Raw genomic sequence first — 23948 nt, 5'->3', positions numbered from 1 at the left:
CTAATGGCCGAGATATCTGGTGAAGAAGCCGATTGGGTATTACTGCAAATGCTGCTGGAAGTAGCAGAACTCCAGAGCTTAAAGCCACTCTGGGGTGAGCAGGCAGAAAGGCTATGCCCTGAATTGTTGCAGCTGCGCCGGCAAGAGGCTAAGCCCCGCACTTTAGCCCTGGCTGATATTCTTGCCGATAGTTTAGAAGCCGCCAGCTATTTTATCGCGGTGGGTCAAACTGCTGCTGAACTGGATATAGATGCTCATCATAAACTGCAAGATGGTTTTTATAGCAATTTCAACCGCTTCTGGTTGGCGTTGCATTATTTAATGCAACAGCAACCCTGGCATAGAGTACTGGTAGATATCGCTGTATCTGTGCCTACATTTGTACCGGGATTGCCAGGGTATGAACTGGCGCTGCAGCGCAAACTGCTGCTCCATTGTGTTGGTTGTTATGGCATTGCGTTCGTCGCGGACTATTTGCACCAACTTCGGCCAGAGTTGATTGCCTATCTGGCTGACCGTGTGATGTATCAGGCGGACGATTTACGCTATTTATTACAGTTGAGGTCGTACTGGCAAAGTAATGAAGTGCTTGCCAGCAAGCAAGGTGTTATCGACCATTTGAGCAACAAATTGGCCACGGTCGGTTAGCCTGGTTGCCGCTTACTGCAGGCCAATGTACAACAGCTGCCTATCAAGGTCGGTTGCTACTTCAAACCAGGCTCCGTGTTGCTTGAATTTATCTTTATAGTAGAACTCGATTAACTCTACTGACCAAAAATGCAGAGACAGCAACTGCATCGTATGGTCAAACTCTGCCTGCGAAATGCGGTAATGATCATTTCACGCCTGCCGGCTGCTAAACCGGCCAAGGTAGTCCCTAACCTGCTGTCGCAGCGCCTGATTTAAGGCGTCAATTTGCCGGATAACCTGTGCCGCGCGGCCAAGAATGGCATCAAGCTGGTCGCTGCTGTCAACGGTTAGAGACATATCAATCTGCTGCCCAAGTGCTACAACATTACCATTATACCTATGGTACTCACGCTCATACTCCAGCACTCCAAGCAGTGGATGAACAATTCGTTGTGGCAGCAAATAGTGCAGTTGGCCAAGCTTTGGGTGCTCAACCACGCCGGGTAAGGGCAAGTTGCAGTTGTTTGTTTCGGCCTGCTTTGGTAGTAAAAGCAAATCAGCTATTGCTTTATCTAACGGTAATGAGGGGGAAGGAGCTGCTTTCATTCTGGTTCCTTGCGTTCGCAATTTACCTGATAAAAGTAACGCTTTACTGCGTCAGCTTATGACGCAGTAAAGCAGTCTGCTGTTTTATCGGCTTGGTTTAGTAAGTGATAGTAGTCGGCCTGCTGGTGTTTAATTAAACTTTGTACCGGCAAGTAAGCCAGGGCGGGTTGTTACGGCGTCACGGCTACACCAGTTCACCACTGTGTGCTGTATTCCAAATGCCGATAAGCTCAGCAATATCGGCAACCAGCAATAGCATAGGGTGGGTGAGGTTAAACGGCGGCTGGTAGGGCATGGTTAGTCGTCGATGTCGAATAGATCGCTACTGTTATCTTTTGCTTTGTGCCCTTGCCCTCTGGGTTGTATTACTAATGTTAAGGAGTCCCTAAGTGGCATTGGATCGTCCTTTTTGTTAGTTCCAATACACGCATCAGGTCTGAAGTCGATTAGGGCTAACCTAAACAATCCGCTAATTTCTTCTCTGTCATTTAGCTCTGTTAACCCCAGTAGCGTGTCGAAAACCTTTAGATCGATCAACGTACCATCTAGCCAATTCACTGAGCATTTATAACCAAATTGCCAGACAATAGATGAGGATTCGGAAAAAACTTCAAAATGCGTAACATTCTCTCCAACTAGGCAAGCCCCTGTAACCACTCCAACAATATTTCTAGCTTTTGCTTGTTTATTTATTGCACTAAGTGCGCTTGTCAGATGCATGTTCTCTAACTTTCGCCCTTTACCATGACACGCGATATATACGTAGTATTCTTCGTATTCGGCTTCCAACATCTCTGCCAAAGCCAATTCAAAGCTCGTTTTATTATAAAATTGACTGTGGTGTAAATCGAAATCCCCACGTAGCTGTTGAAGGCCTTGGAAAAATGGTAGTACGCTAGCTCTGTTATTAGGGCTTATACGATGGCCCCAAGGACGCTCTAAAATGATTAGGGCAATGTCATTTTTCATAAATTCCTCATTTATGTGTGCTTAAAACAAATACAGCTTAACCTAAAGTGATTGTAGTGAAATTAATATTTTTGTCCTTTAGATATGCTCAGAACGTCTTCTTGTATTAGGTCATCAAACCCAAACTCTACCGCCAGGCTCAGTCTGGTTAATGCATCGATGCAGTCTTTGCGGGTCATAAAATAGTCTAAACCAGCAAATTCGTCTTCCAGCTTTATTTGCAATGCCAGAATTTCGCCCGGCTCAAAGCGGCAGCGGGCGGCGAGGTAGAATATGTGCTGCAGTTCTAGTTGGTCTAAGTGCTGCCAAAACCAGTCTTTACCATGGTACTTTATACAGTGATATTGCAGTATTCGCCTTAGTGTTAACTCTGATCCCCGCATAAGGGTGAAACTGACGTTATAGTTCAGTGCTATTTGGGCTAGCTTAGGGTGTTCAGGTTCTAATGTCTGTATCAGCAGCACAGCCAATAACACATGATGAAAGCGCTGATAGAGCAGTTCTGCCAGCTCGAGATTATATTGGTGTTCCGCCTGCTTTTGTTGCTCAGTCTTGGGTGTATCTTCTTCGTTTTCCTCATCAAGATGTAATCCGGGATAAACGGTGTCAGCGGCCCAGTTTAGTGCCTGCTCTAGCTGCTGGGTAAACTCAGCAGGAAATGCCTTGTTATCGGTATAGGGTAAATGTCCGTGTTGGAAAATATGACTCAATGTGTTATCAAGCCAAAGCCAGGGGCTAGATGCAGTGTGTTTGTTTTTCTCAGTGTTAAGCTGATCCAGCATCGCTTGAATAAGATAATTCTTTACATGCTCAGTGCCACTTAACGATGGCTCGCATGCCAGCCTGATTAACACCAGCTTTGCATCTAAGGGGTGTCCCTGTTGGTGCAGTGTATACAGTTGGTGCATATCAGCACTTTCGAGGCTGTAACTTTCTTCGAAATACCAATCTGACTCTTCGACAGGTTCAAGGCGTCCGTTTTGCCATAAATGGCGTACAGAGTTAAGTTCAGTACAGTAACCGCACATAAAGCATTCCAATAGGTTTGGGCTAGATATTGTCAGCATAATCATCGTGTGCGACACAATAAGTCGCAGACAGCCTTATGCTTAGCCTGATTATCTGAAGCAGGAAAAAATATGCAGTGGTTAACGCTTAATGCTGGCGGGATTATTTGTACCGAAGCAATGCTAAAGTATGAGCGGTTTATACTGACACCGGATATCAGTGGCAATAGCTGGATTTTGTACAGCGAAGCAAAATATCTGCTGCTAGAGCAGAGATTACTGCAACATATAGCAAAACAGCCTGATGTTGATCCCAACAGCAGGTTGTCGAGGATATTACTTGGTAATGCAATAGAATTGACTCGGGAAGGAACCTTATTGCCTCTTGGTGCTGAACAGAGAAACTGGTTAGGGATTAAGCAGATACAGTTATCCCCGGACTAAGCACAATCAATCCAGCCAAGTGTGAGCTAAAGCTTGAGTTTTAGCTAACCCGCAGTGCTACGCCGTATTGGGCAAATACCGCTACATCTTTTTGAAACCACTGCTTAAACACACTGACATCATAGCCATGCAATTCAGCAAGCTCGGCGTAGCGAACGGCGGTTTTGAGCAAGTCGGCATAGCGCCAAATTTTGCCATAGGCCACGACAATAAGGCTTGGTTGCTCGCCTAAAATCTGAATAGCCTGCATTACTTTATGCAGGTAGCGCAGCTCATTTGTTTGCTGTTCAGTCACGGTTGGCATTGTGTGTTGGCTCATGGCGATGGCTCCTTTTTGCATAGCCTGAGCTTAGGTTGTCGGCCGGTTTTTGAAAAGCATTAACCGGCCGCAGGAATTTTTATGTGTATCTTTTGATTACATATTTAAATCAAAACGCATGTGCTCTAACTTCGTCTAAATTCGCCACCATAATTTGCTGCGCTTCAGGCCTGGCTTCTATTTTGGCCAAATCCAAGTTTAGCGCCTGCACTGCATATGGCACTAATGCTGAGCGCACCGGTATCACCCGTTTGCCCTCAACCATATTGTAGTCTTCGGCGATAATGGCTTTTTGGTAATCGCTTAAGCGTGAGTCCGGCACCAGGATAATATTCACCATGGTGTTCCAGCGTTCATCATCTTCGCGGTTTTTATCTGCATCACCCTCAACGTCATTAATGCCACGAAAGCGACTTAGCACGAAATCACGAAAATCGCGGTTTTTCTCGCAATAGGCGCGTACATGCCAGCGTAGGTGAGTGCACACCAAAGTATGTGGCGCAATAATGCGGCTTTCTTCATCTGGGCTAGTCAGTGATACATAGCCCATATCCAGCTTTTTACCATCACGTGCGGCCTGCACTAACGCACGCAGAATATCCGGGTTTACCTGGCGCATCGGTGGGCTAAGCATTTCGGTGTGGGCAAAGCCTAAATCGAGTTGGCTAAAGGTGTGGGCAAAATCTTTGGTGCTGGCCAGCGCATGCAGGTACTCATCCGCCAGGCCACTGGTTACTTTGGGAGTAAAAGTATCTGAAGGCTTATAGCCCTTAAGCTTGCTGTCATACACCAAATTACCCGGTGCCACCTCACGCAAATAGGCATTAATGTCTTTAGATGCCTGCTGGCGGGCTATGCCGAAGCTATTACATAAATGGTTGGTGGTTAAGCGGCCTTCCCATAACGCTACTATCTCAATCAGCCGGTAGCGCATTAACAGCTCCCAGCGTATCGGCCAGCCGGTATTAGTTATTTCCATATTTTTATACCTGTCACTAAAGCAAACATATTGCTTAAGTTATCAACTGAAAATTAGATTAAAAACTGAAGCTAATTTCAAAACTGTATTACTTTCGCGTAGTTTCCTGCGGGAATACCGCTCTCCAGGTAGGGCTCTATTACTTCGCCTTCATTGATAAGCGCTATCGGTGCAAATGTGCCTTCTTGCAAAATATGCTTTTCAAAAATAATTTCTGGGCGATCCTCAGCAGAAAAAGGTGTTGGGTACTGCAAGAGCGTAAATCGATTTCCCTCCCACCGGCCAACCTTTTGTTCTTCACCTGTACACAAGTAAAATCGGCCGGGTTGCATCTCTTTTACAGGAATAATTTTAGTGGTTATTTCAGCATTACTTTGACATGCTTCCAGCCGTATAAATGGTTGAAAGCTGCCTTCATCAGCTGTGAAATAAGATTCAAACTTTAACCCCGGTTCGGTTTTTTGAGGGGTTCGAAATGAACCGTTGTAAACCAGGCAATTCGTGATGACAGCAAAATCCTCACCATCCCAACGACCAACGTTACTGGCTCGACCACGTCCGACATACCATGATTGAGGAACTAACTCTGTGAAAGGAATTTGCCAAAAGGTACTCATGCTGCGCTCCGAGCAATAAACGTTTCTTTAATTAACTGAACGGCTTTGTTGCGATACTCTTTAAATATCTCTTCCTGACGGCGCGGATGTGCAATCCGGATACAATCTAATCCATTAACCTGGAAGTGCCAGTATCTGCTTTTTTCCAAATCAATTGTTTTGTACGTCTCATTACGGTCATTTGCCAGAATTTCGCAGACCCTTTTAATCGTTTTGTCGTTTGTTGCGTTGCAGCCTACCGCAAACAAGATAATGTCCGGCCGGTTATGTTGAATGCTGGCGGCTAGCAACTGCGCTGAATATTCTTGAATAATAGCGAATTCAGATTTATCTCTTTTAGCAGGAGACAGCCCGTTAAAATCCCAAGCATAGAGATTTTGATAAAGAATTGCGTGGGCATCAATATTCAGTGTCTTGGCCACGCTCAGATGAAAGCGTTTAAACCAGCTAGTAGATGTTGTTTTTAAGCTTCCGCCTTTTTCGTCCAGTAGGTGCCATGAAAAACGGTCGAATGACTCATCAATAATGTTATCCAGATTACCGTTTCGGTTTGCATCAACGATGCGCGCCATAGTGTGTTTACTTTTTTTTGTATTCCAGCCTGCTGTCTCACGGCCAACCAGCATCAGTTTTACAGGACTGTGATAGTACTCCCCGAAAGGTTGTGACAGAAAAACACCTGAGTAAAGGTCTTTGCCTTTGATGAAGTCTGTTGAGGTGATAGACGATAAAATTCTTTTGTAACTCTCAGTCAGTGAGTTTGAGCTCATTTTTTCTCCATATATTGAGCAACAATGCTTAATTGGCAGGCATAACCATCAGTAAAGACGCGTCAGCATATCCGTAATACGCTCGATATCCTCAACGTCATCGGTATTGTTAAATTGTGAAGGGTCACGATTCACTCTTGCACTGACAGCTTTTAGCTGGTTTCCTTCAGTTGTAAACTCAATGACATCAATACAGTACCCAGTCCAGCTGCGGTGCTGGTAAAGCGTATTGTCTTTAAAATAGCAAAACCACTTTTCCTCCATTTCCTCGGGGACATAACCCCTTTTCACAGCATTGCTCTGCCTCTCGGTCAGAAGGAGATCAAGAACAATAATCTTATAGGTGGTGGGTAGTGGGGAGATGTTCCAATCGTCAGCTGTGGCAACTTTCATAATATTCCTTTATCAGAACTGAGACTAAATACTGTTACAGTTTCAGAAGCTTGAAGCAAAGCTTTTTATATACGTATCGTAGTCATCTGTACGAATAATAGATACTGAATATTTACACAGTTACTCAGGTTTCCCTTTTTAAGGGATGATGTTTCGTTAATACACATTTCGAAGCAGGAGGCTTATGTACGATATTATTGGAGATATTCACGGTTATGCCGACGAGCTTGAATTATTACTCGCCAAACTGGATTATCAAAAACACGACGGCGTTTGGCTGCATCCTGAGGGTATCTTAATCTCTGTAGGTGATCTTATCGACCGTGGCCCGCAGCAAAAACGCACAGTAGATGTTATCCGCGCTATGGCACAAAGCGGCTATGCCAAAGTGATTATGGGTAACCACGAGTTTAATGCCGTCGCCTATTATCAACGAGATAGTCATGGTGAGCCGCTTCGGCCACACACCTCAAAAAACCGTCAACAGCATTTAGCTTTTCTCAACGAAGCAGAGTCTTCACCAAGCTGGTATCGCGACACGATTGACTGGTTTAGCAGCTTGCCGGTTTTACTTGACTTGCCAGAGCTTAGAGTCGTTCATGCCTGTTGGCATCCAGCATCTGTAGCCGTGTTGCAGCAATATTGTCATGCCGATTACAGCTTAAACCCACAGGCGTTTGAAATAGCTAATCAGAAAGGGCATCCGCTGTATCAGGCGATTGAAGTGTTAATGAAAGGCTGGGAGTTGAGCCTGCCAGAAGGTATTCGCTTCAACGATAAAGATGGACACAAACGCGACAAAATTCGCACTCAATGGTGGTTAGAGCAATACGGCAGCTATCAGGAGCTCGCTATAGGTGTACCTGATGTAAGTATTCTGCCTAATGAGCGCGTGCCATCAAGTCAGATGCCTGAATATGACAATACAAAACCACTGTTTATTGGCCACTACTGGTTGCATGACAACCCCGCTGCGTTAACAGAACATATTGCCTGTGTCGATTATTCGGCAGCTGAACACGGTGCCTTGGTTGGTTATCGCTTTAACGATAAAGCTTTTACGAGTGCAAATTTTGTTAGCGTGCCAACGCGGCCAAATGGCCACTTTAGTATCGAGCAATTAAACCTGGCTTTCTATCTGTCTGACCCGATGCACACTTGTTGTGTGGAAAACGATTGTACGGATGAGTATCAGCGCATTGCTGAGCATGCCAGAGCCTTACTCAACGAAAATGTGGCGTTGTTCGATGCCATAGAGCAGGCTTTAACCTCCGCATTTGGTGATTTAGTTGAGGCAAAGCATGTTATTTCTGTATTAAGGCAGCTCGCATCTACCTGAAAACCGTACACTGAGTAAACACCCAGTATGGTCAGAATTTATTAACGCACTAACATAGCCGTATCGCAATAGAATGCGGTTATGAAACGGAATACCCACAGGAGCATGGGTATATTGGCAAGGATGCCGGGCAGGGACGCAATAACGATTGACAGGAGGTTTTATGTGGTTTGAGCAATTAACTGGATTTACCGAGCAAGGCGCGGCACAAGTTCGGCAAATGTTAACGCTAGAAAACGGCGTCTTGGCCAGCCGTGCCAATGGCAAAACGTTTCAGGTAGGGTGTTTAGTCACTCCCACATTGGCTGACTTGAAAGCCGAAGCTGCTGTAATTATGCAAAGCTCAATTTTCAATGCCAAGCCAATTAGCGTGCGAGAAGTTATAGCCGATGTGCAAAGTTTGCATCTAGATCCGCAAAACGCCGGCACGCTATTTCAGGTCGCTTCGCAGTTTAATTTACTTGAAATGATGAGCCCTGCTATTACGCCAGATTCAGGTGTTACCGACTATCGGCTTGACCGCACCCAAGGCCCAGCTTGTGCTATGGCGTGTGGTGCCGGGCTTATTTACCGTAATTACTTCGTGCCGGTTAATGGTGAACTTGGCCAGACCGCCAAGCGGCAATTAGATATGCTTGATGTGTTTGAGCAGCAACTGTTGGTGCAAGTAAATCTGCATAGCGAGCAGCAATTTAACAACCTGTGGCAAATGCAAAACGGCTATGCACTGCCTAGTGCTGAGCAGCTGATAGCGATTAACCACACGCTAGCGCAGCTAAGCGAGGCAGATACTGCTCAGTTGATGGGTTCGATAAAGATTGGTGTGCAATACGAAAGTGAAGTCACGCTGCAAAACGTTGGGCATTTGGTTACACAGGCATACTGCTCAGCTATGCCAGTTGCATATACAGACCATACTGCAGCGCTGTGGCAGCCGCTGGCCAGTGTGATTTTGCAGGCAGCGTATCAGGCAACGCTGGCCGCTGCAGTAATAAATGCCGCCAAGACAGGCAACACCCAAGTGTACCTAACTCTATTGGGTGGCGGAGCTTTTGGTAATGCGATGGATTGGATCATTAACGCGATAATCAAGGCATTTGACATATATAAAAACAGTGGCTTACAAGTGAATATTGTCAGTTATGGGCGTAGTAAACCCATTCTGCGCTCGCTGTTGACATAACAGTGCCAAGTTGATTTAACAGGAAAGGATTAGACATGGATCTTAGCCAAAGATTTGAAGAATATAAAAATTATGTGAGTAATTTTTTATCTGGTTCAGAAATTAGGAAGCCAGATTTTTACGCTATTGCCGTATTTAAATGTCTTGCTGAACTAGAAAAAGAGAACAAAGGCACAACTCATGAAAGCGGCATAAAAATTATTACCAGAGAAGAGCTTCAACAACGTGTTCAGTCATCTTTTACCGCGATAGGTAATAGACGAAGAGGTGAAGTAAATAAGTATTTGTCGCATAGATATGAATACGCAAAAGCTATAGAGCCAGATTTCATTAACTTTGTTTTGGAAGATGACGGTCAAGTCCATTCAAGGCAGGAAAAAGTTCGTGAAGGAGCGAAGAAGTCGGCATATTTGATCATCGATTTCCCTAAAAAACTCGAGCTAATTAACTTTTTAACTAATCTTGATTTGAGTAACGCCTACGAAAAACTTTCAACACAGGCTGAAGAGCAGGATGTAGACGATGATGTTGAAAGTGAGATTGATGACTCTATTAGTCCAAGCATGCCGTTAAACCAGATTCTTTATGGCCCACCGGGTACAGGTAAAACCTATAAAACAGTTCAGCTGGCTGTAGACGCTGCTGATCCAGAATTCGTTAAGTTAATTAATAATCCCAGTAAGGATGAAATTCGGAAAGCTTACAAAATCCGATATGACGAATTGGTAAAAGAACAGCGGATACGCTTTGTCACTTTTCACCAGAGTTATGGCTACGAAGAGTTTGTAGAAGGGCTGAGTGCGAAGACTGAGGGGAATCAATTAACTTACTTTGAAAAAGACGGTGTGTTTAAAGCTATTTGTGATGATGCAAAAGGCTATAGATCTGCGGCAGATGAAACCGATAAAAGTGAGTTTAAAGAACGTTGGTTGGAATTTTGTTGGGCATTGGCGGAATCTGAGTCAGGAATACAAATTCCAACATTGAGTAAGAAGACTTTCTTCACCATCACTGATATCACGAATAACACTATTCGCTTTGATAAAAGTAAAGGGGATTCGGTTCATTCACTGAGTGTGAAAACGCTTGAAGCCATTTACAACAACGAAAAAGCTATCAAAGGTGGTTTGCAACCCTATTACCTTGCATTAATAGAGCATTTGAAACTCATTACTGTAAGACCGCAGAAAGACAAAAAGCGTAAGAACTTTGTATTGATTATTGATGAAATTAACCGCGGCAATATTTCCAAAATTTTTGGTGAACTTATCACCCTTATTGAGCCATCCAAACGACTTGGTCAACCGGAAAGTCTAGAGGTAACGTTACCGTACTCAGGCGATAGTTTTGGTGTGCCAGATAACCTTTATATTGTCGGCACTATGAATACGGCTGACCGTTCTTTGGCGCTAATGGATACAGCATTACGCCGTCGTTTTGACTTTATCGAAATGATGCCAGATTACGACACCTTAAAAGATAGTAATGGTAAAGCATATAGCGTTAGTGGAATCGATCTTGTTAGGCTTTTAAATAAGCTCAATGAGCGTATCGCTGCACTTTACGATCGGGAACATATGCTTGGCCATGCTTTTTTAATGCCAGTCGTTACCGCAATAAAAGCAGGTAACCAGCAGAAAGCGATATCAGAGTTAGCACTTTGTTTTCAAACAAAAATTATTCCTCTATTAGCAGAGTACTTCTTTGAAAATTGGGAAAAAATTCGTTTAGTTCTTGCTGACAACCAAAGAAACACGGAGGAGCAGTTAATCCGGGAAAAAAATGTTGAGTTTTCAAGTTTGTTCGGTGACACAACTAAAATTAATAGCTTAGATAATGAAGCCACCACATACACGCTAATAAATTACGGAAATGACCTTTGGTATAACCCGATGACTTATAAAAGCATGTATACGGGAGTGAAATCGAATGAAGCTTCAAGCTAAAGGCGGTAAGCCGATTAATATTACGGTATTTGAATACGGTCTACTCAGCGCAAGTGATAAGCCTGCTCATGATTTAGTAAAGGTAATATCGACAGCGGCATTTGATTACCTAAAAAAATGCTGTTTGTGTGATGAATCCGAATCACGTTTTTTAAAACTGAAAATAGCGTTCGGCAAAGAAGTACTGCAAGTCCAAAACTATGCAGGTGTAGTGTTATGCCCAGACGGTACTCAAATTGAAATATTGCCAAAAGTTGCTAAATGGGCGGTTGATGCTGATGAAGCGGAAGGTGCCCGTCAATCTTTGTTTATGATGCTTAAATCATTGAAGCAATTTAGGCATCTACAAACAGAAGTTGCGGGTATTAAGACGCAAAAAATGCCATTGCTGGAAGTGTTCATTGCTCAGTTTTTACAGTCGGTTAACCAGTTGATTAAAAAAGGCATCAGAAGTGAGTATGTGCGTGAGCAGAGCAATAATACGTTTTTAAAAGGCAAGTTGCTGCATGGCCAACAATTGAAACACAACTTCATTAACCAACATCGGTTTTATGTTGAATTCGATAATTATTTGACCGACAAACCGGCTAACAGAGTTATTCACTCGGCATTAGCGGTAGTGTCAAAGCACACCAAACTGAATAAAAACCTGAAGCTGTGTCAAGAGCTGCTATTTGCCTTCAACGAAATTCCATTGAGTAGAGATCATAAAAGCGATTTTTCGGCGATAACTCTGCAAAGGGGCATGGTGCACTATGAAGTGCCAATTAAATGGGCAAGATTAGTGTTGGACGGTTTATCACCGCAAGCGATGTCCGGTAATCACCAGGCATATTCGTTACTGTTTCCGATGGAGGCGCTGTTTGAGAGTTTTGTTGCGCAGTATTTGAGTAAAAATTTACCAGAAACGACTCAACTTAAAACACAGATGCAAGGCAAGTCACTTGTACACTATGGTGATAAAAAATATTTTTTATTGAAACCAGATTTAATGCTAACACCAGATGGACAGCCATCCATTATTCTGGATACAAAATGGAAGCTTTTAGATCAGACTAAAACCGATGGCAAAGACAAATTTGGTTTATCACAGGCAGATTTTTATCAAATGCTAGCATACGGTTACAAGTATTTAGCGAGTATGGGGCAGTTGGTTCTCATTTACCCTAAAAGTGCACAATTCGATAAGCCTTTAGAGCATAGTTTTATCTTCGATCAAGACAATTCGCTGCGACTCAATATTGTACCGTTCGATATCGCGCATCATTCTAAAGTGCGAATCGATTTAACAGCGATAGGTTCAATGTATTTTTAGGAGGAAATAGATTCTCCGCTGTGTAACTCGAGCATTTTCGAAATCGCCCTTGTTCGCTCACATAAACTATCTGCCTGAAAACCATACACTGAACACCTGCACAGTATGGCGTCACTTTAGAAACGCCTTACTATGGCAGTACACGGATGACATGTCACTGTTAGTTACATAAAGCTAAGCACAGATGACAAGGAGCAGATGCAAGACGCATCAACAGGATGTAACAGGGAATAAAAGGCAGGGATGCCCACTGAACAATGTTCTGATATCAGTACCTAATTTAGTTGCGCGATATTAGCTTGCGCAATATATTGCAAATATTAAGAAAAATTAGCACTGACATGCCGGTAGCGTAATTTTCAACAGCAAGGTTTTCAGGAATACACCGCAATGAAGCAAGCTACAAATTTTAAACATCTTCAAGCGCTACCCGAGCTTTATCAGCTAGCGGCCTTTGCTCAGGATTACGCTTGTAGCGATCCACAAAGTGCGCTGGTGAAAATGCGCTGCCTGATGGAAAAAATTGTCGGTGTTATCTACGCCAGGCTGCAGCTGCCGGTGTACCCCAATGCCAGTATCATCGACAAAATTAATGCCGACAGCTTCACCTCAGTAGTACCAAGACCGATTATCGACAAACTGCATGCCATTCGTAAAAGCGGTAACCGCGCTGCGCATGAGGGCAAAGTCAGCCAGCAGGAAGCGGTGTGGATATTACAGGAATGTTATTTTGTCAGCGGTTATTTTTATGTGGCCTACTGTGGTGGCGATGCGAAAAACCTGCCTGAGTTTATCGCGCCTGATTGTACTAAGCTGGCTGAGCAGAGTGATGCGCAGTTTGCCCGCGAGAATAAACAGCTGCAAGCTAAACTGGCCGAGCATGAAGTACGGTTAAAGCAGGCGCTGGATGAGCTAAAAGCAGCAGAAGCCGCCCAGCTAAAAGCGCAGCAAGAAGCAGCCAGCCTGAAAAAAGCCATTGATGAAGGCGCAGTTGCTGAGGCTAAGGCTGGCTTTGCCAGCATGTCGGGTATCAATTTTAATGAGGCGCAAACCCGCGCCCGCATTATTGATATGGACTTACGCGCTGCGCTCTGGAATGTGTCGCTTGATAGCAGCTCAACCGAAGACGTACGCAAAGAATTTGAAGTCGACGGCCAGCCCACTGCTACTGGCGTTGGCTATGTCGATTATGTGTTGTTTGATGATGACGAGCTGCCTCTGGCGGTTATTGAAGCCAAGCGCAGCCGCGAGTCGGTAGAAAAGGGCCGCCAGCAAGCCATTTTGTATGCCAATGCGCTGGAAAAGCGCTATGGTCGCCGCCCGGTGATCTTTTACACCAATGGTTACGATATTCGCCTGCTTGACGATGCTCAGGGCTATAACAGCCGCAAGGTGTATGGCTATTACAGTAAAGACAGCCTGCAATATTTAATTAAGCAGCGCAGCCTGAAACAAAACCTGAACCAAACCCCGATTGATACCAAGGTTGCAGGCCGCCTGTACCAGATTGAAAGTATCAGCCGGGTGTGTGAGCGTTTCAGCGATAAGCACCGCAAAGCCTTAGTGGTGCAGGCCACCGGCACCGGTAAAACCCGTGTCTCTATTGCGCTGGCTAAACGTCTGCTGGATGCCGGTTGGGCCAAACGGGTGCTGTTTTTGTGCGACCGTAAAGAGCTGCGTAAGCAAGCCGCCAACGCCTTTAACGAGCACACCAAAGAGCCGCTGTATGTGGTGGGTAAAAGTAAAAAAGACGCCGCCGAAAGTGCGCGGGTATTTATTGCCACTTACCCTGGCATGATGGGCATTTTCCAACAGTACGACGTTGGCTACTTTGATCTCATTATTGCCGACGAGTCACACCGCTCTATCTACAATATTTACGGCGATATTTTTAAATACTTCGATGCGTTAGAAATGGGCCTTACCGCAACACCGGTTGAAATGGTATCGCGCTCTACCTGCGAGCTGTTTGGCTGTGATTACAAGCTGCCTACTGCCAATTACCCGCTGGAGCAGGCGATAGAAGAGGGCAATTTAGTGCCCTATAAAATTGTCAGCTTTACTACTAAGTTTTTGCGCGACGGCATTAAAAAAGATCAGCTTACCGATGAGCAAATTGCCCAGTTAGAAGAGCAGGGCATAGACCCGAATACCCTCGACTTTGACGCCGCCCAAATTGACGAGGCAGTAAAAAACAAAGACACCAACCGGGTAATATTGCGCAATTTAATGGAAAAAGGCCTGCGTGATGCTGACGGCCAGTCAGTTGGTAAATCCATAGTGTTTGCCCGCAATATTAAACATGCCGAGCTATTAGCCATGCTGTTTGGCGAAATGTATCCGCAGCTGCCGCCGGATTTTTGCCGTGTTATCCACTCTAAGTACGAGCGCGCCGAAGAGCTTATCGATCAGTTTAAAGCCACCGATGAAAAGTCGGTACGTATCGCTATTTCAGTCGATATGCTCGATACCGGTATCGATGTGCCGCAGGTGGTTAACCTGGTGTTTGCCAAACCGATTAAATCAAAAGTGAAGTTCTGGCAAATGATAGGCCGTGGCACCCGGCTTTGTCCTAACCTGTATGGCACCGGCAAGCATAAAACGCACTTTTTAATATTCGATCACTGGGAAAACTTCGAGTATTTTGACCTCGACCCTGAGCCGGAAGATGTAAAACAAAGCAAATCGCTGATGCAAAAGCTGTTTGAAGCCAGGCTGACACTGGCTGAAACAGCGCTGAAAAAAGCCGATATCGCCAGCTTCGATGAAGTGATTAAGCTTATTTATGCCGATATTGCCGCGCTGGATATGAACACCATTGCCGTGCGGGATAACTGGCAGCAAGTTGAAACCTGCAAAGACGAAAAACGCTTAAACCAGTTTGCCCCAGCCACCAAAACCTTACTGTGGCAAAGCATTGCGCCGTTAATGCAGTGGCGCAATATTATGGGCCAAAGCGAGGCTTACCGCTTTGATACCGAAATAGCCGCGCTGCAAACGCTGCTGTATACCGACCTTTCGCAAATAGACTTGGCCCGCCAGGCGCTGCTTGGCAAAATCACCAGCTTGCAAATGCACTTAAACGAAGTGCGCGCCAAAGCTGCTGCTATTGCTGACATCCAAAAAGACAGCTACTGGCAACACCTTAGCTTTAACGCCCTGGAGCAAAGCCGTAAAGCACTGCGCGGTATTATCCACCTGCGTGATAAAGCCCTTGTTACGCCAAGCGCAGAGCTGGTGCTGGATGTAAAAGAAGATGCGGCCGAGTACAAGGTAACCGAGCGCGCGGCTAATATCGTGTCTATTGATTATCAAATCTTCCGCCAGGAAGTAGAGAAAACCTTAACGTCGCTGTTTGATACCGATGCGGTGCTTAAAAAAATACGTGCCGGTGAAAGCGTAAGCGAAGCCGATTTGGCCAGGCTAAATGCCCTGGTGCATACGCAAAACCCGAATGTCGATTTAAACACGCTAAAAGAGTTTTTCCCGGAATCGACAGTAAGCCTGGATAAAATACTGCGCACCATAGTGGGCATGGATAAAGATGCCATCGAGCAGGCTTTTACCGACTTTGTGCAGCACACCCACACTCATATGAACGCCAAACAACAGCGTTTTATTGGCATGCTGAAAAACCATTTAATTCGTTACGGTGCAATTGCTATTGAACAGCTGTACGATGCGCCCTTTACCAGCATTCACGATATGGGGCTGGACGGCGTATTCAGCCAGCAGCAGGCGGATGTTATTCAGCAGTTTATCCGTCAGTTCGACGTGCCGTTGGGTAGCAAAGCGCCGCGTATTGAAAAGACACTAAACCCCTAATTCGAAAACTTAAAACTGATTACAGTGGTACAGGAAAACACATGATTACAGGCCCGTTAAAAAGCAAAATCGATAAACTGTGGGAAGAGTTCTGGACCGGCGGTATTACCAACCCGCTGACGGTTATCGAGCAGATCACCTTTTTAATGTATGCCCGCCTGCTGGATATGAATGAGCAAAAAGATGAAAAGCTCGCATCGCGCAGCGGCAAGGCTTTTAACCGCCGCTTTAACGACAACCAGCAACACCTGCGCTGGCAGCACTTTCGGCATTTAGGGGCCGATAAACTGTACAAGCTGGTAAAAGACGAGCTGTTTCCGTTTTTCGCTGAAAGCTCCGCCCAGTCGGTTAAAGACGGCAATGAAGGTTCACTGTTCGCGGAGTTTATGAAAGACGCCCAGCTGATGATCCAAAAACAGTCGTTGCTGGTTAAAGCGGTTGAAATGGTAAACGACTTACCGCTGGAAAACAGCGACACCAAGGGCGATTTATACGAGTACCTGCTAAGCAAACTGACCACCGCCGGTATTAACGGCCAGTTCCGTACACCGCGGCATATTATCCGCGCTATGGTTGAAATGCTCGACCCGGCCATCAACAGCCGCATTTGCGACCCATCCACCGGCACCGGCGGCTTTTTGGTCAGCAGCTATGAGTATTTACTTGAAAAATACACCTCGAAAGACGGTGTCGAGCAAGAGCCATTATTCGACGAGCAGGGCAAGCCGCTGCTGGATGTCAGCGGCAAGCAGCAGGTTAACACCCTGTATTCGGGTGATTTAATCAGCCCCGAACAGCGCCGCCATATTGATACCGACATGTTCCACGGCTTCGACTTTGACGCTACCATGCTACGCGTAGCGGCGATGAACCTGGTGATGCACGGCATTAAACAGCCGGATATTCATTACCAGGACACGCTAAGCCAAAGCTTTAAAGAGCGTTTCCCGCGCGAGGCCAAAGACGGCTTTGACATTATCCTCGCCAACCCGCCATTTAAAGGCAGCCTGGATGAGGAGGACGTCTGCCCGGATATTTTGCGCAAGGTAAAAACCAAAAAGACCGAGCTGCTGTTCGTTGCCCTTATTGAAAACATGCTGAAAATTGGTGGCCAAAGCGCCACCATCGTACCCGACGGCGTTTTGTTTGGCTCATCCAACGCCCACCAGCAGCTACGCCGGTTACTGGTAGAGCAAAATCAGTTAGAAGCGGTTATCTCACTGCCAAGCGGCGTGTTTAAGCCTTATGCCGGGGTATCTACCGCCATTTTAATTTTCACCAAAGGCGGCAGTACCGACCACGTCTGGTTTTACGACGTGCAAGCCGACGGCTTTAGCCTGGACGATAAACGCACACCCATAAAAGATAACGACCTGCCAGAGCTAGTCGCCAAATATAAAGCGCGTGATAAAGCCATTGCTGAAACGGATAAGAACGATCGCACGCAAAAAGCCTTTTGGGTAAGCAAGGCCGATATTGTTGGTAATAAGTACGATTTATCCATTAACCGCTATAAGCAAGTGGTCTACGCCGAACAGCAGTATGAAGACCCGAAAGTGATCCTAAATAAGCTAGTAGCGCTGGAAAACGATATTCTGGCCGATTTAAAAGCACTGGAGGCCATGCTGTGAGTTGGCCGATGGTGAAGTTGGATGATGTGATTCTCTTTATCCGCGGAGTTACATTTAAACCAGAGGATCAAGTGGAGCCATTATCAGTCGGCTCTACTGTAGTAATGCGCACGAAGAATGTTCAGTCAAAAGGGTTGGATCAAAGTGATTTAATTGCAATTCCGTCAAGTCTAATAAAACGCAATGAACAGACATTACGAGAAGGCGATATTTTGCTTTCTTCTGCGAACAGCTGGGAATTAGTAGGAAAAGTTAGTTATGTGCCCTCTTTAGACTATCAGGCGACAGCAGGAGGTTTTATATCAATAGTTCGTGCTAAAGATAAACTCATTGATAGTAGGTATCTTTATCATTGGATTAGTAGCCCATCTTCTCAGCATAAGATTCGCTATTGTGGCCGCCAAACGACGAACATCTCAAATCTAGATGTTGATCGATTTAAGGATTTGGAAATCCCACTTCCACCAATAGCCGAGCAAAAACGCATCGCCGCGATACTTGATAAAGCCGACGCCATCCGTCACAAACGCCAGCAAGCCATCCAACTTGCCGACGATCTCCTCCGCGCCGTGTTTCTGGAGATGTTTGGCCCTCTCGCTGACCGGTCTGAGTGGCGGGCGGTTTTGTTTTCGGATGTATTACTCATCGATGCGCCTATGGTCGATCCCCGGGAAGAAAAATATTTGGACCTGCTACACATCGGCCCAGATCGAATTGAAAAGAATACCGGACGTTTACTACCTGCCCTTACAGCAAGACAGGAAAACTTAATCAGTAAAAAATTTCTTTTCGATAGTTCATATGTTTTGTATTCAAAGATTCGGCCATACCTGAGAAAAGTAGCAATCCCTGATTTTTCAGGACTATGTTCAGCAGATATGTATCCAGTGCGTCCTAAAGGCGGACTATTAACACGTGAGTACCTTTGGCAACTCTTACTTTCAGATGAGTTTACTCAGTACACGGAAACTCTTCCCGACAGGGCAAATATTCCGAAGTTAAACAGGGATGAAATTTCAAATTTTAGATTCAAATTACCGCCTATTGAGTTGCAGAAAATGTTCTCTTCTATCTTCGCTAAGTACCAAAAGTCCTTCTTGTTAATAAAGGATGCTCAGGAGATAACTAAAGATAAATTTGCAGCATTGAGTCAAAAGGCGTTTTCAGGTCAGTTATAACCAGAATAACAAGGATGTTATGAATACAGAACTTTCCACCATCAATGACAAATACCTGCATGCGCTAAGCATCGCAGCCGATTGGCAGACGGTGTCTGAGTGGGTGCTGAAGACGTTGAATTATCACCGAATCTACTGAAAATGCAAAGCAGGCAGCCGAAATACAAACATTACTATCTCAGTGCCTTTTAAATGCTCTGATTAAGGAATAAGTATGCATGAGAAAAACTTTGATTTGTTACAAGAAGAGGCCGTTCGATTAATTACTGTGGAATCTGAGTTTCTCTCCGATTTAGCGAAAACTCCTGGGTTAGTTACTGAAAGCCATACGGTTGAAAAACAGACTTTTGATAAAGTATCAATAAATCGGTCTATTGATGTTTTAAACGGTGAGAAATTAAAACTACAAAATAGAGAAATTGTTATAGCTGTAGTTGGTACGATGAAAGCGGGAAAATCGACAACAATTAATGCAATTGTTGGTTCAGAAATCCTACCAAATCGAAGCCTGCCAATGACAGCTTTGCCAACACTTATCAGGCACGCTCCGGGAATAACTGAACCTGTTTTGCAACTCAAAAATTTCAATGTGCTGAATGAATATTTAATGAATCTAAATCAGCGCTTGAAAGCTTCTGGGGCTGAGCAATTGTCTGTTAGTTTTGAGGTGCAACAACACAAAATGGACCTTGCTGGCTTTACACAGCATGACGTTAAATTTGTAGCCGAATATGTTGGGCATAAAAAAATCTGTGACTTGTTAAGAAAGCTAAACGATATGGTAAGAATGGGTGTTGATGAAGACTTACCATTTCCTTTTGATAAATTCGGTAAAATTAATGAAATACCGGTAATTGAAGTAGAGTTTGCTCATCTTGCTGATTACGGTCCGAGTAATGGGAAGTTGGCACTTTTAGACACGCCAGGACCAAACGAGTTCGGGCAACTGCATTTTAAACTGATGTTAGAGGAGCAGTTGAGAAAAGCGTCAGCGGTATTAACAGTATTAGATTTCACCCAGCTAAAATCTGAGGCTGATAACGAAGTTCGAAGTCAGCTACAAAACATAGTTAAGCAATGCCAGGAAAGGCTTTTTATCCTGGTAAACAAAATCGATCAACAGGATAGAAACTCTGATTCAATTGAAGATATCAAAAGCTATATTGCTAATCATCTTATGGACAAGGCTGTTTCGCCTGAGATGGTTTATCCAGTTTCGGCTAGCAAGGCTTTTTTGGCATGCAAAGCGATGGAAGAACTATCTCTTAAAGACAACCTTGACCACAATCATTCTTGGGTAGTTGATTTTGCAAAGCTGGCGTTTGGGGAGTATTGGCAAAAAATGCTCGGTAGCAATGATCTTGTCAAAGATGTTGCGAATGATATGTGGCATAAAGCAGGGTTTATTACGCCACTACAAGACATTATCGGGCAATCGCATGCAAAAGCAGGGTATCTCTCTTTAGTCTCTGCAACCCAAAAGATCGTTCTGACTGCGCAAGACTTAGAGAACTATTTGCAGGTAAGGCAATCTGGTTTACGTATAAGTGCGGATGCGCTGTCAGCGCAGACAGATGATCTAATAAACGATATCGAACGACTGAGTCAGATTCGACAGAATACGAGTACAAAAATTTTAGAAGCACAGAGGCAGCTTGAAAACACATGTGAGTTATCTTTTGAATTAGCCAAAGATGAAGTCATTTCAGATGTGTCACGATATTTTGAAGAGGGAAAATCACAAGAAAAATCGAGATATGAAGCCGAAAATAACAGAAACCTTCCTTCTGTATCAGACTCGTTTAAGAATCAAGATGAGGCTGATTTTGATCCCTCCAATCCGGTAATTAAATTCAAGCGGCAGGATGATGCAAAAGCGTTAATTTCGAAAATCAGGCAACGTTTGGCTGATATCGTTTCAGAGAAGCAGGAACATCTCCGTTCGAAACTTTCTGAGGATTTAAGTTTATTTGAATCTGAGCTGACAAATGCCGTAAAAAAGGATTGCACTGAACTATTGCAAGGTATTACCAATAACCTTGCTCAGAATGATTTTAAAGTTGCTTTAAGGTTGCCGGACGTACGATTTCTCGAATTAGTTAGTTTGTTACCAGCTGTCGGGGTAAAAGATATACAAGAAAATTCTGAGCAAATATCTTGGAGAAGGCCTAAAGATAGCGTTATTGCAAAGATTTTAAATTGGGTTAATAAAGATTGGGGGATGGAGAGTTTATCGGGTACTAGTGTTTTTTATACTGTTGATATTACTAAAGTAAATGGAAACATAATCAAAGAACTTGATTCTTGGTTTATTGATGTCTATAGCAACTTAGCTGAAAATTTATTTACGCCTTTAACGTCTGAAGTTGAGGCACTGTTCCGAGAGTTGACAACGTCAATAGAGCATATCCGCGCAGACTTGATGCAAAGCATTCAGGATCAGCAGAGATCTAAAGCAGAACAAGAAGAATTATTAAAGCATTTAGATAAATATTTAAAAAAACTACAACCATTAAATGCTGATGTTAAGGGGTTAGATGCAGATCTAAAGCCCCTTGCGTGCATTGGTGCTGTGCAAAGAGATGATAATAAAATGGGTAGTATTATGAAAAACCTACCGCCCGTTGACACAAGAGAATAAGCAATATGACAGAGTCAATTCAGCCAAATTCAAAGCTATGTCAGGATTTAAGTGCGATACCTGAAAAATTTATAGTTGACTATGCCAATACCATTGATGTTCTTAAAGACCATGAAAAAGTCCAACGTTTGCCACAGAGATTTTTTGGTCGGCTTTATAAGGGTTTTACAGGCCAGGGCTGGCAACAGCAGTATGAAGTAAACTCCAATCTAATTTCACATATCGAGGCACAATTTAGAGTTTTAAATGACTTGTCGACAACGCTAACGTGTGGTCTGAAAGCTGCACATGAAGTGAGCGAGAAATTGCAAAAGCTGACCGATAACATAACTGAGATAGTGCATTTTTCGGTGGAGAATAGAAAGCAGATTGAAGTTCTTACCAACAAATTTAATGAAAAATTTGAAGAGTTCGAGCAACGTTTGGGTAAGATAGAACTTGAAAACGCCGCTCAGCAGCATTTCAACTTGGTATTTTCTAAATGGGATGCGGGGAGATTTTGCAAGTTGTCTATAGCTGGAAGGGCTTACGCTGTTTTAGAAGAACTTAACTGGGGCAGTTATGGAAACTTACTTCGGACTTTAAATGAGCGTGAAGTAGATAAACAGTTGGAATTCGTGAGCAACCGGTTACTGTCTCAAATCTGTAAAGATGCTAACACACAGTATTATTCTCGATTGGCTTATCGAGATTGGTTAGCTCCAACTTCTGATGATTCCGATTATCAAGTTGCGATCGAATATCTCGCCAGCGATTACGATACAGCGCTAAAACCATTTATCAGCAGTTTACATTCTTCTTGCATCGAATTACCAATATCTGTACCGAGAATCTGCGATGCACAAAGATTGTCAGAGGCATTGGCGCGAGAGGTTTTGGGGAGATGCGTATGAACAAAGTTGGCTTAGTATTATCTGGCGGTGGTGCAAAAGGTGCATATCAAGTTGGGGTGTTGAAGGCACTTAGAGAGCTTGGCACAGAAGTTCATGTTGTCTCTGGCGCTAGTATTGGAGCACTTAATGCTGGTGTATTGGCGTCAGCTGATAACTTTGCGACAGGTGTAGAGCATATTGAAGAAATTTGGCTTGAGCTGGCTCGCAACTCGCCTTTGAAAGTTAATAAATCAGTTTACTTACGGTTATTGCTTTTAGCTGGCGCTAGAATAAACCCCATTTTTGCTAAAGCACTTGCCGTACTACCTAAACTTCGACAAATTCCTCTCCTAAAAAATGAATGGCTAGAACCTGCGGTATTAAGTAATGATCCGCTTAGCAAGTTACTTGATAAATACTTGTGTGTAGAAAAGTTGGCGAGCGGTTTACCTTTCTATGTATCTGTTTTTAAAAGCCGTGGTGTTATTGTAGACGTCGGCGGAATTATCTCAGCAGAGTTGGGGTTAAGCGAAAATCCTCAGTCAGATTATGTTCATATTCAGAGTTTGCCAAAAGAGCAGCAAAAGACAATGCTTATGGCCTCTGCTGCTATCCCCTTATTATTTAGTGAGCAAGTTATCAATGATGTTGTATACACCGATGGTGGGCAAGGGGGCTGGAATAAGCAACATGGCAATACTCCAATAAAACCGTTGATCGATGCGGGATGCAACCTAGTTATTGTTACTCATTTAAACGACGGTTCACTTTGGAGTCGGCATGATTTTCCTGACACGACTATTGTCGAGATAAGACCTAAAGCTCCTCTTGGAAGAGATAGCGGCACTATAGGCGCTGTAAAAGATATTCTGGGCTTTACCCCAGACAAAATTCACTCCTGGATTGAGCAGGGGTATGCCGACACAATGGTCTCTATGGGGCGTATAATAGAGGCTACTAACTCAAGATATGAACTGAAAATGGCTAGAGAAGGTCTTGAAAAACAACTGAAAAATAGTGTGACTTCTGATAACCAGTTAGCTGAGGCAATAAATAAGTTAAGGGAAGTCCGAGACCTTAAACAATCGGAGTAATCAATGCCGGTAATAAGCCCTGCTTTTAAGCTTAATTGTACTTCTTGCGGTTGGATCAAGGTTTTCCCGCCGATGGGTGATGTGCGTTTGCCTGGGCAAGTGCCGGACAAATGCCCCTCTTGCGGTAGTGAATCATTTAACCGGGTAAAGCCAAACATCGCTGAAAAAATGCTGGTTAGCCTTAAAGCCA

At 44.1% G+C, this 23948-nt stretch carries 20 protein-coding genes; 12 read left to right on the top strand and 8 right to left on the bottom strand.

What is annotated here, in order from left to right:
- The first annotated feature begins 3 nt into the window (after positions 1-3).
- Complete coding sequence (locus AC5SV9_RS04095; RefSeq protein WP_475153041.1) at positions 4-648, top strand: hypothetical protein; 645 nt, start codon at positions 4-6, stop codon at positions 646-648.
- 192 nt (positions 649-840) lie between these two features.
- Here the strand turns inward: AC5SV9_RS04095 and AC5SV9_RS04090 are convergent, their stop codons facing one another.
- From AC5SV9_RS04090 to AC5SV9_RS04080, 3 genes are all read right to left on the bottom strand, one after another.
- Positions 841-1236, bottom strand: coding sequence for a hypothetical protein (locus tag AC5SV9_RS04090; RefSeq protein ID WP_475153042.1), 396 nt, complete (start codon positions 1234-1236; stop codon positions 841-843).
- Positions 1237-1533: 297 nt separating this feature from the next.
- Positions 1534-2205: a hypothetical protein gene (locus AC5SV9_RS04085; RefSeq protein WP_475153043.1), complete on the bottom strand. Its 672-nt coding sequence runs from the start codon at positions 2203-2205 to the stop codon at positions 1534-1536.
- Between the two features lie 62 nt (positions 2206-2267).
- A complete protein-coding gene (locus tag AC5SV9_RS04080) occupies positions 2268-3233 on the bottom strand; it encodes a hypothetical protein (RefSeq protein ID WP_475153044.1) in 966 nt (321 codons plus the stop codon).
- Positions 3234-3344: 111 nt separating this feature from the next.
- Between AC5SV9_RS04080 and AC5SV9_RS04075 the strand changes: the two genes are divergently transcribed.
- Positions 3345-3656 carry a hypothetical protein gene (locus AC5SV9_RS04075; protein ID WP_475153046.1) on the top strand — a complete coding sequence of 104 codons (312 nt, stop codon included), beginning with the start codon at positions 3345-3347 and terminating at the stop codon, positions 3654-3656.
- 40 nt (positions 3657-3696) lie between these two features.
- Here the strand turns inward: AC5SV9_RS04075 and AC5SV9_RS04070 are convergent, their stop codons facing one another.
- The 5 genes from AC5SV9_RS04070 to AC5SV9_RS04050 form a co-directional block, all read right to left on the bottom strand.
- On the bottom strand, positions 3697-3975 hold the full coding sequence (locus AC5SV9_RS04070) for a hypothetical protein (RefSeq protein WP_475153048.1): 279 nt from the start codon (positions 3973-3975) through the stop codon (positions 3697-3699).
- 109 nt (positions 3976-4084) lie between these two features.
- On the bottom strand, positions 4085-4954 hold the full coding sequence (locus AC5SV9_RS04065) for a WYL domain-containing protein (RefSeq protein ID WP_475153049.1): 870 nt from the start codon (positions 4952-4954) through the stop codon (positions 4085-4087).
- A 77-nt stretch (positions 4955-5031) separates the two neighbouring features.
- Positions 5032-5571 (bottom strand): hypothetical protein, encoded by a 540-nt coding sequence (locus AC5SV9_RS04060; protein WP_475153051.1) that lies wholly within the window; start codon positions 5569-5571, stop codon positions 5032-5034.
- Complete coding sequence (locus AC5SV9_RS04055) at positions 5568-6341, bottom strand: hypothetical protein (RefSeq protein WP_475153052.1); 774 nt, start codon at positions 6339-6341, stop codon at positions 5568-5570. The genes AC5SV9_RS04060 and AC5SV9_RS04055 overlap by 4 nt, the downstream gene beginning before the upstream one ends.
- 48 nt (positions 6342-6389) lie before the next feature.
- Entirely contained in the window at positions 6390-6734 is a 345-nt protein-coding gene (locus AC5SV9_RS04050; protein WP_475153053.1) for a hypothetical protein, read from the bottom strand.
- Positions 6735-6918: 184 nt separating this feature from the next.
- On the opposite strand from AC5SV9_RS04050, the gene AC5SV9_RS04045 reads away from it, so the two are divergent.
- The 10 genes from AC5SV9_RS04045 to AC5SV9_RS04000 all read left to right on the top strand — a co-directional run bounded on the left by AC5SV9_RS04045 (position 6919) and on the right by AC5SV9_RS04000 (position 23758).
- The gene (locus AC5SV9_RS04045) at positions 6919-8073 is read left to right on the top strand and encodes a metallophosphoesterase (RefSeq protein WP_475153055.1); all 1155 of its coding nucleotides are present in this window, start codon (positions 6919-6921) and stop codon (positions 8071-8073) included.
- Between the two features lie 163 nt (positions 8074-8236).
- Positions 8237-9256 (top strand): hypothetical protein, encoded by a 1020-nt coding sequence (locus tag AC5SV9_RS04040; RefSeq protein ID WP_475153056.1) that lies wholly within the window; start codon positions 8237-8239, stop codon positions 9254-9256.
- A gap of 35 nt (positions 9257-9291) precedes the next feature.
- A complete protein-coding gene (locus tag AC5SV9_RS04035; protein WP_475153057.1) occupies positions 9292-11202 on the top strand; it encodes an McrB family protein in 1911 nt (636 codons plus the stop codon).
- Positions 11186-12517: an McrC family protein gene (locus tag AC5SV9_RS04030; RefSeq protein WP_475153058.1), complete on the top strand. Its 1332-nt coding sequence runs from the start codon at positions 11186-11188 to the stop codon at positions 12515-12517. The genes AC5SV9_RS04035 and AC5SV9_RS04030 overlap by 17 nt, the downstream gene beginning before the upstream one ends.
- Before the next feature lie 390 nt (positions 12518-12907).
- Positions 12908-16342 carry a DEAD/DEAH box helicase family protein gene (locus AC5SV9_RS04025; protein ID WP_475153059.1) on the top strand — a complete coding sequence of 1145 codons (3435 nt, stop codon included), beginning with the start codon at positions 12908-12910 and terminating at the stop codon, positions 16340-16342.
- A gap of 41 nt (positions 16343-16383) precedes the next feature.
- Positions 16384-17973, top strand: a complete 1590-nt coding sequence (locus AC5SV9_RS04020; protein ID WP_475153060.1) for a type I restriction-modification system subunit M — start codon at positions 16384-16386, stop codon at positions 17971-17973.
- A complete protein-coding gene (locus AC5SV9_RS04015) occupies positions 17970-19151 on the top strand; it encodes a restriction endonuclease subunit S (protein ID WP_475153062.1) in 1182 nt (393 codons plus the stop codon). The genes AC5SV9_RS04020 and AC5SV9_RS04015 overlap by 4 nt, the downstream gene beginning before the upstream one ends.
- Before the next feature lie 214 nt (positions 19152-19365).
- Positions 19366-21792, top strand: a complete 2427-nt coding sequence (locus tag AC5SV9_RS04010; RefSeq protein WP_475153063.1) for a dynamin family protein — start codon at positions 19366-19368, stop codon at positions 21790-21792.
- A 5-nt stretch (positions 21793-21797) separates the two neighbouring features.
- Entirely contained in the window at positions 21798-22685 is an 888-nt protein-coding gene (locus tag AC5SV9_RS04005) for a diguanylate cyclase regulator RdcB family protein (protein ID WP_475153064.1), read from the top strand.
- Positions 22682-23758 (top strand): patatin-like phospholipase family protein, encoded by a 1077-nt coding sequence (locus AC5SV9_RS04000; protein ID WP_475153066.1) that lies wholly within the window; start codon positions 22682-22684, stop codon positions 23756-23758. The genes AC5SV9_RS04005 and AC5SV9_RS04000 overlap by 4 nt, the downstream gene beginning before the upstream one ends.
- Positions 23759-23948: the final 190 nt, after the last annotated feature.

The organism is Rheinheimera sp. ATLC3, assembly GCF_059429535.1.
The sequence above is the reverse complement of the archived record's forward strand: the minus strand, read 5'-3'. Positions and strand labels throughout refer to the sequence as shown.

What these genes read in the sequence shown, in the direction of transcription:
- AC5SV9_RS04040 (WP_475153056.1), top strand. Translation starts at nt 8,237, where the DNA reads ATGTGGTTTGAGCAATTAACTGGATTTACCGAGCAAGGCGCGGCACAA.
- AC5SV9_RS04010 (WP_475153063.1), top strand. Translation starts at nt 19,366, where the DNA reads ATGCATGAGAAAAACTTTGATTTGTTACAAGAAGAGGCCGTTCGATTA.
- AC5SV9_RS04060 (WP_475153051.1), bottom strand. Translation starts at nt 5,571, where the DNA reads ATGAGTACCTTTTGGCAAATTCCTTTCACAGAGTTAGTTCCTCAATCA.
- AC5SV9_RS04050 (WP_475153053.1), bottom strand. Translation starts at nt 6,734, where the DNA reads ATGAAAGTTGCCACAGCTGACGATTGGAACATCTCCCCACTACCCACC.
- AC5SV9_RS04005 (WP_475153064.1), top strand. Translation starts at nt 21,798, where the DNA reads ATGACAGAGTCAATTCAGCCAAATTCAAAGCTATGTCAGGATTTAAGT.
- AC5SV9_RS04000 (WP_475153066.1), top strand. Translation starts at nt 22,682, where the DNA reads ATGAACAAAGTTGGCTTAGTATTATCTGGCGGTGGTGCAAAAGGTGCA.
- AC5SV9_RS04095 (WP_475153041.1), top strand. Translation starts at nt 4, where the DNA reads ATGGCCGAGATATCTGGTGAAGAAGCCGATTGGGTATTACTGCAAATG.
- AC5SV9_RS04020 (WP_475153060.1), top strand. Translation starts at nt 16,384, where the DNA reads ATGATTACAGGCCCGTTAAAAAGCAAAATCGATAAACTGTGGGAAGAG.
- AC5SV9_RS04035 (WP_475153057.1), top strand. Translation starts at nt 9,292, where the DNA reads ATGGATCTTAGCCAAAGATTTGAAGAATATAAAAATTATGTGAGTAAT.
- AC5SV9_RS04025 (WP_475153059.1), top strand. Translation starts at nt 12,908, where the DNA reads ATGAAGCAAGCTACAAATTTTAAACATCTTCAAGCGCTACCCGAGCTT.
- AC5SV9_RS04085 (WP_475153043.1), bottom strand. Translation starts at nt 2,205, where the DNA reads ATGAAAAATGACATTGCCCTAATCATTTTAGAGCGTCCTTGGGGCCAT.
- AC5SV9_RS04045 (WP_475153055.1), top strand. Translation starts at nt 6,919, where the DNA reads ATGTACGATATTATTGGAGATATTCACGGTTATGCCGACGAGCTTGAA.
- AC5SV9_RS04065 (WP_475153049.1), bottom strand. Translation starts at nt 4,954, where the DNA reads ATGGAAATAACTAATACCGGCTGGCCGATACGCTGGGAGCTGTTAATG.
- AC5SV9_RS04090 (WP_475153042.1), bottom strand. Translation starts at nt 1,236, where the DNA reads ATGAAAGCAGCTCCTTCCCCCTCATTACCGTTAGATAAAGCAATAGCT.
- AC5SV9_RS04080 (WP_475153044.1), bottom strand. Translation starts at nt 3,233, where the DNA reads ATGTGCGGTTACTGTACTGAACTTAACTCTGTACGCCATTTATGGCAA.
- AC5SV9_RS04075 (WP_475153046.1), top strand. Translation starts at nt 3,345, where the DNA reads ATGCAGTGGTTAACGCTTAATGCTGGCGGGATTATTTGTACCGAAGCA.
- AC5SV9_RS04070 (WP_475153048.1), bottom strand. Translation starts at nt 3,975, where the DNA reads ATGAGCCAACACACAATGCCAACCGTGACTGAACAGCAAACAAATGAG.
- AC5SV9_RS04055 (WP_475153052.1), bottom strand. Translation starts at nt 6,341, where the DNA reads ATGAGCTCAAACTCACTGACTGAGAGTTACAAAAGAATTTTATCGTCT.
- AC5SV9_RS04030 (WP_475153058.1), top strand. Translation starts at nt 11,186, where the DNA reads ATGAAGCTTCAAGCTAAAGGCGGTAAGCCGATTAATATTACGGTATTT.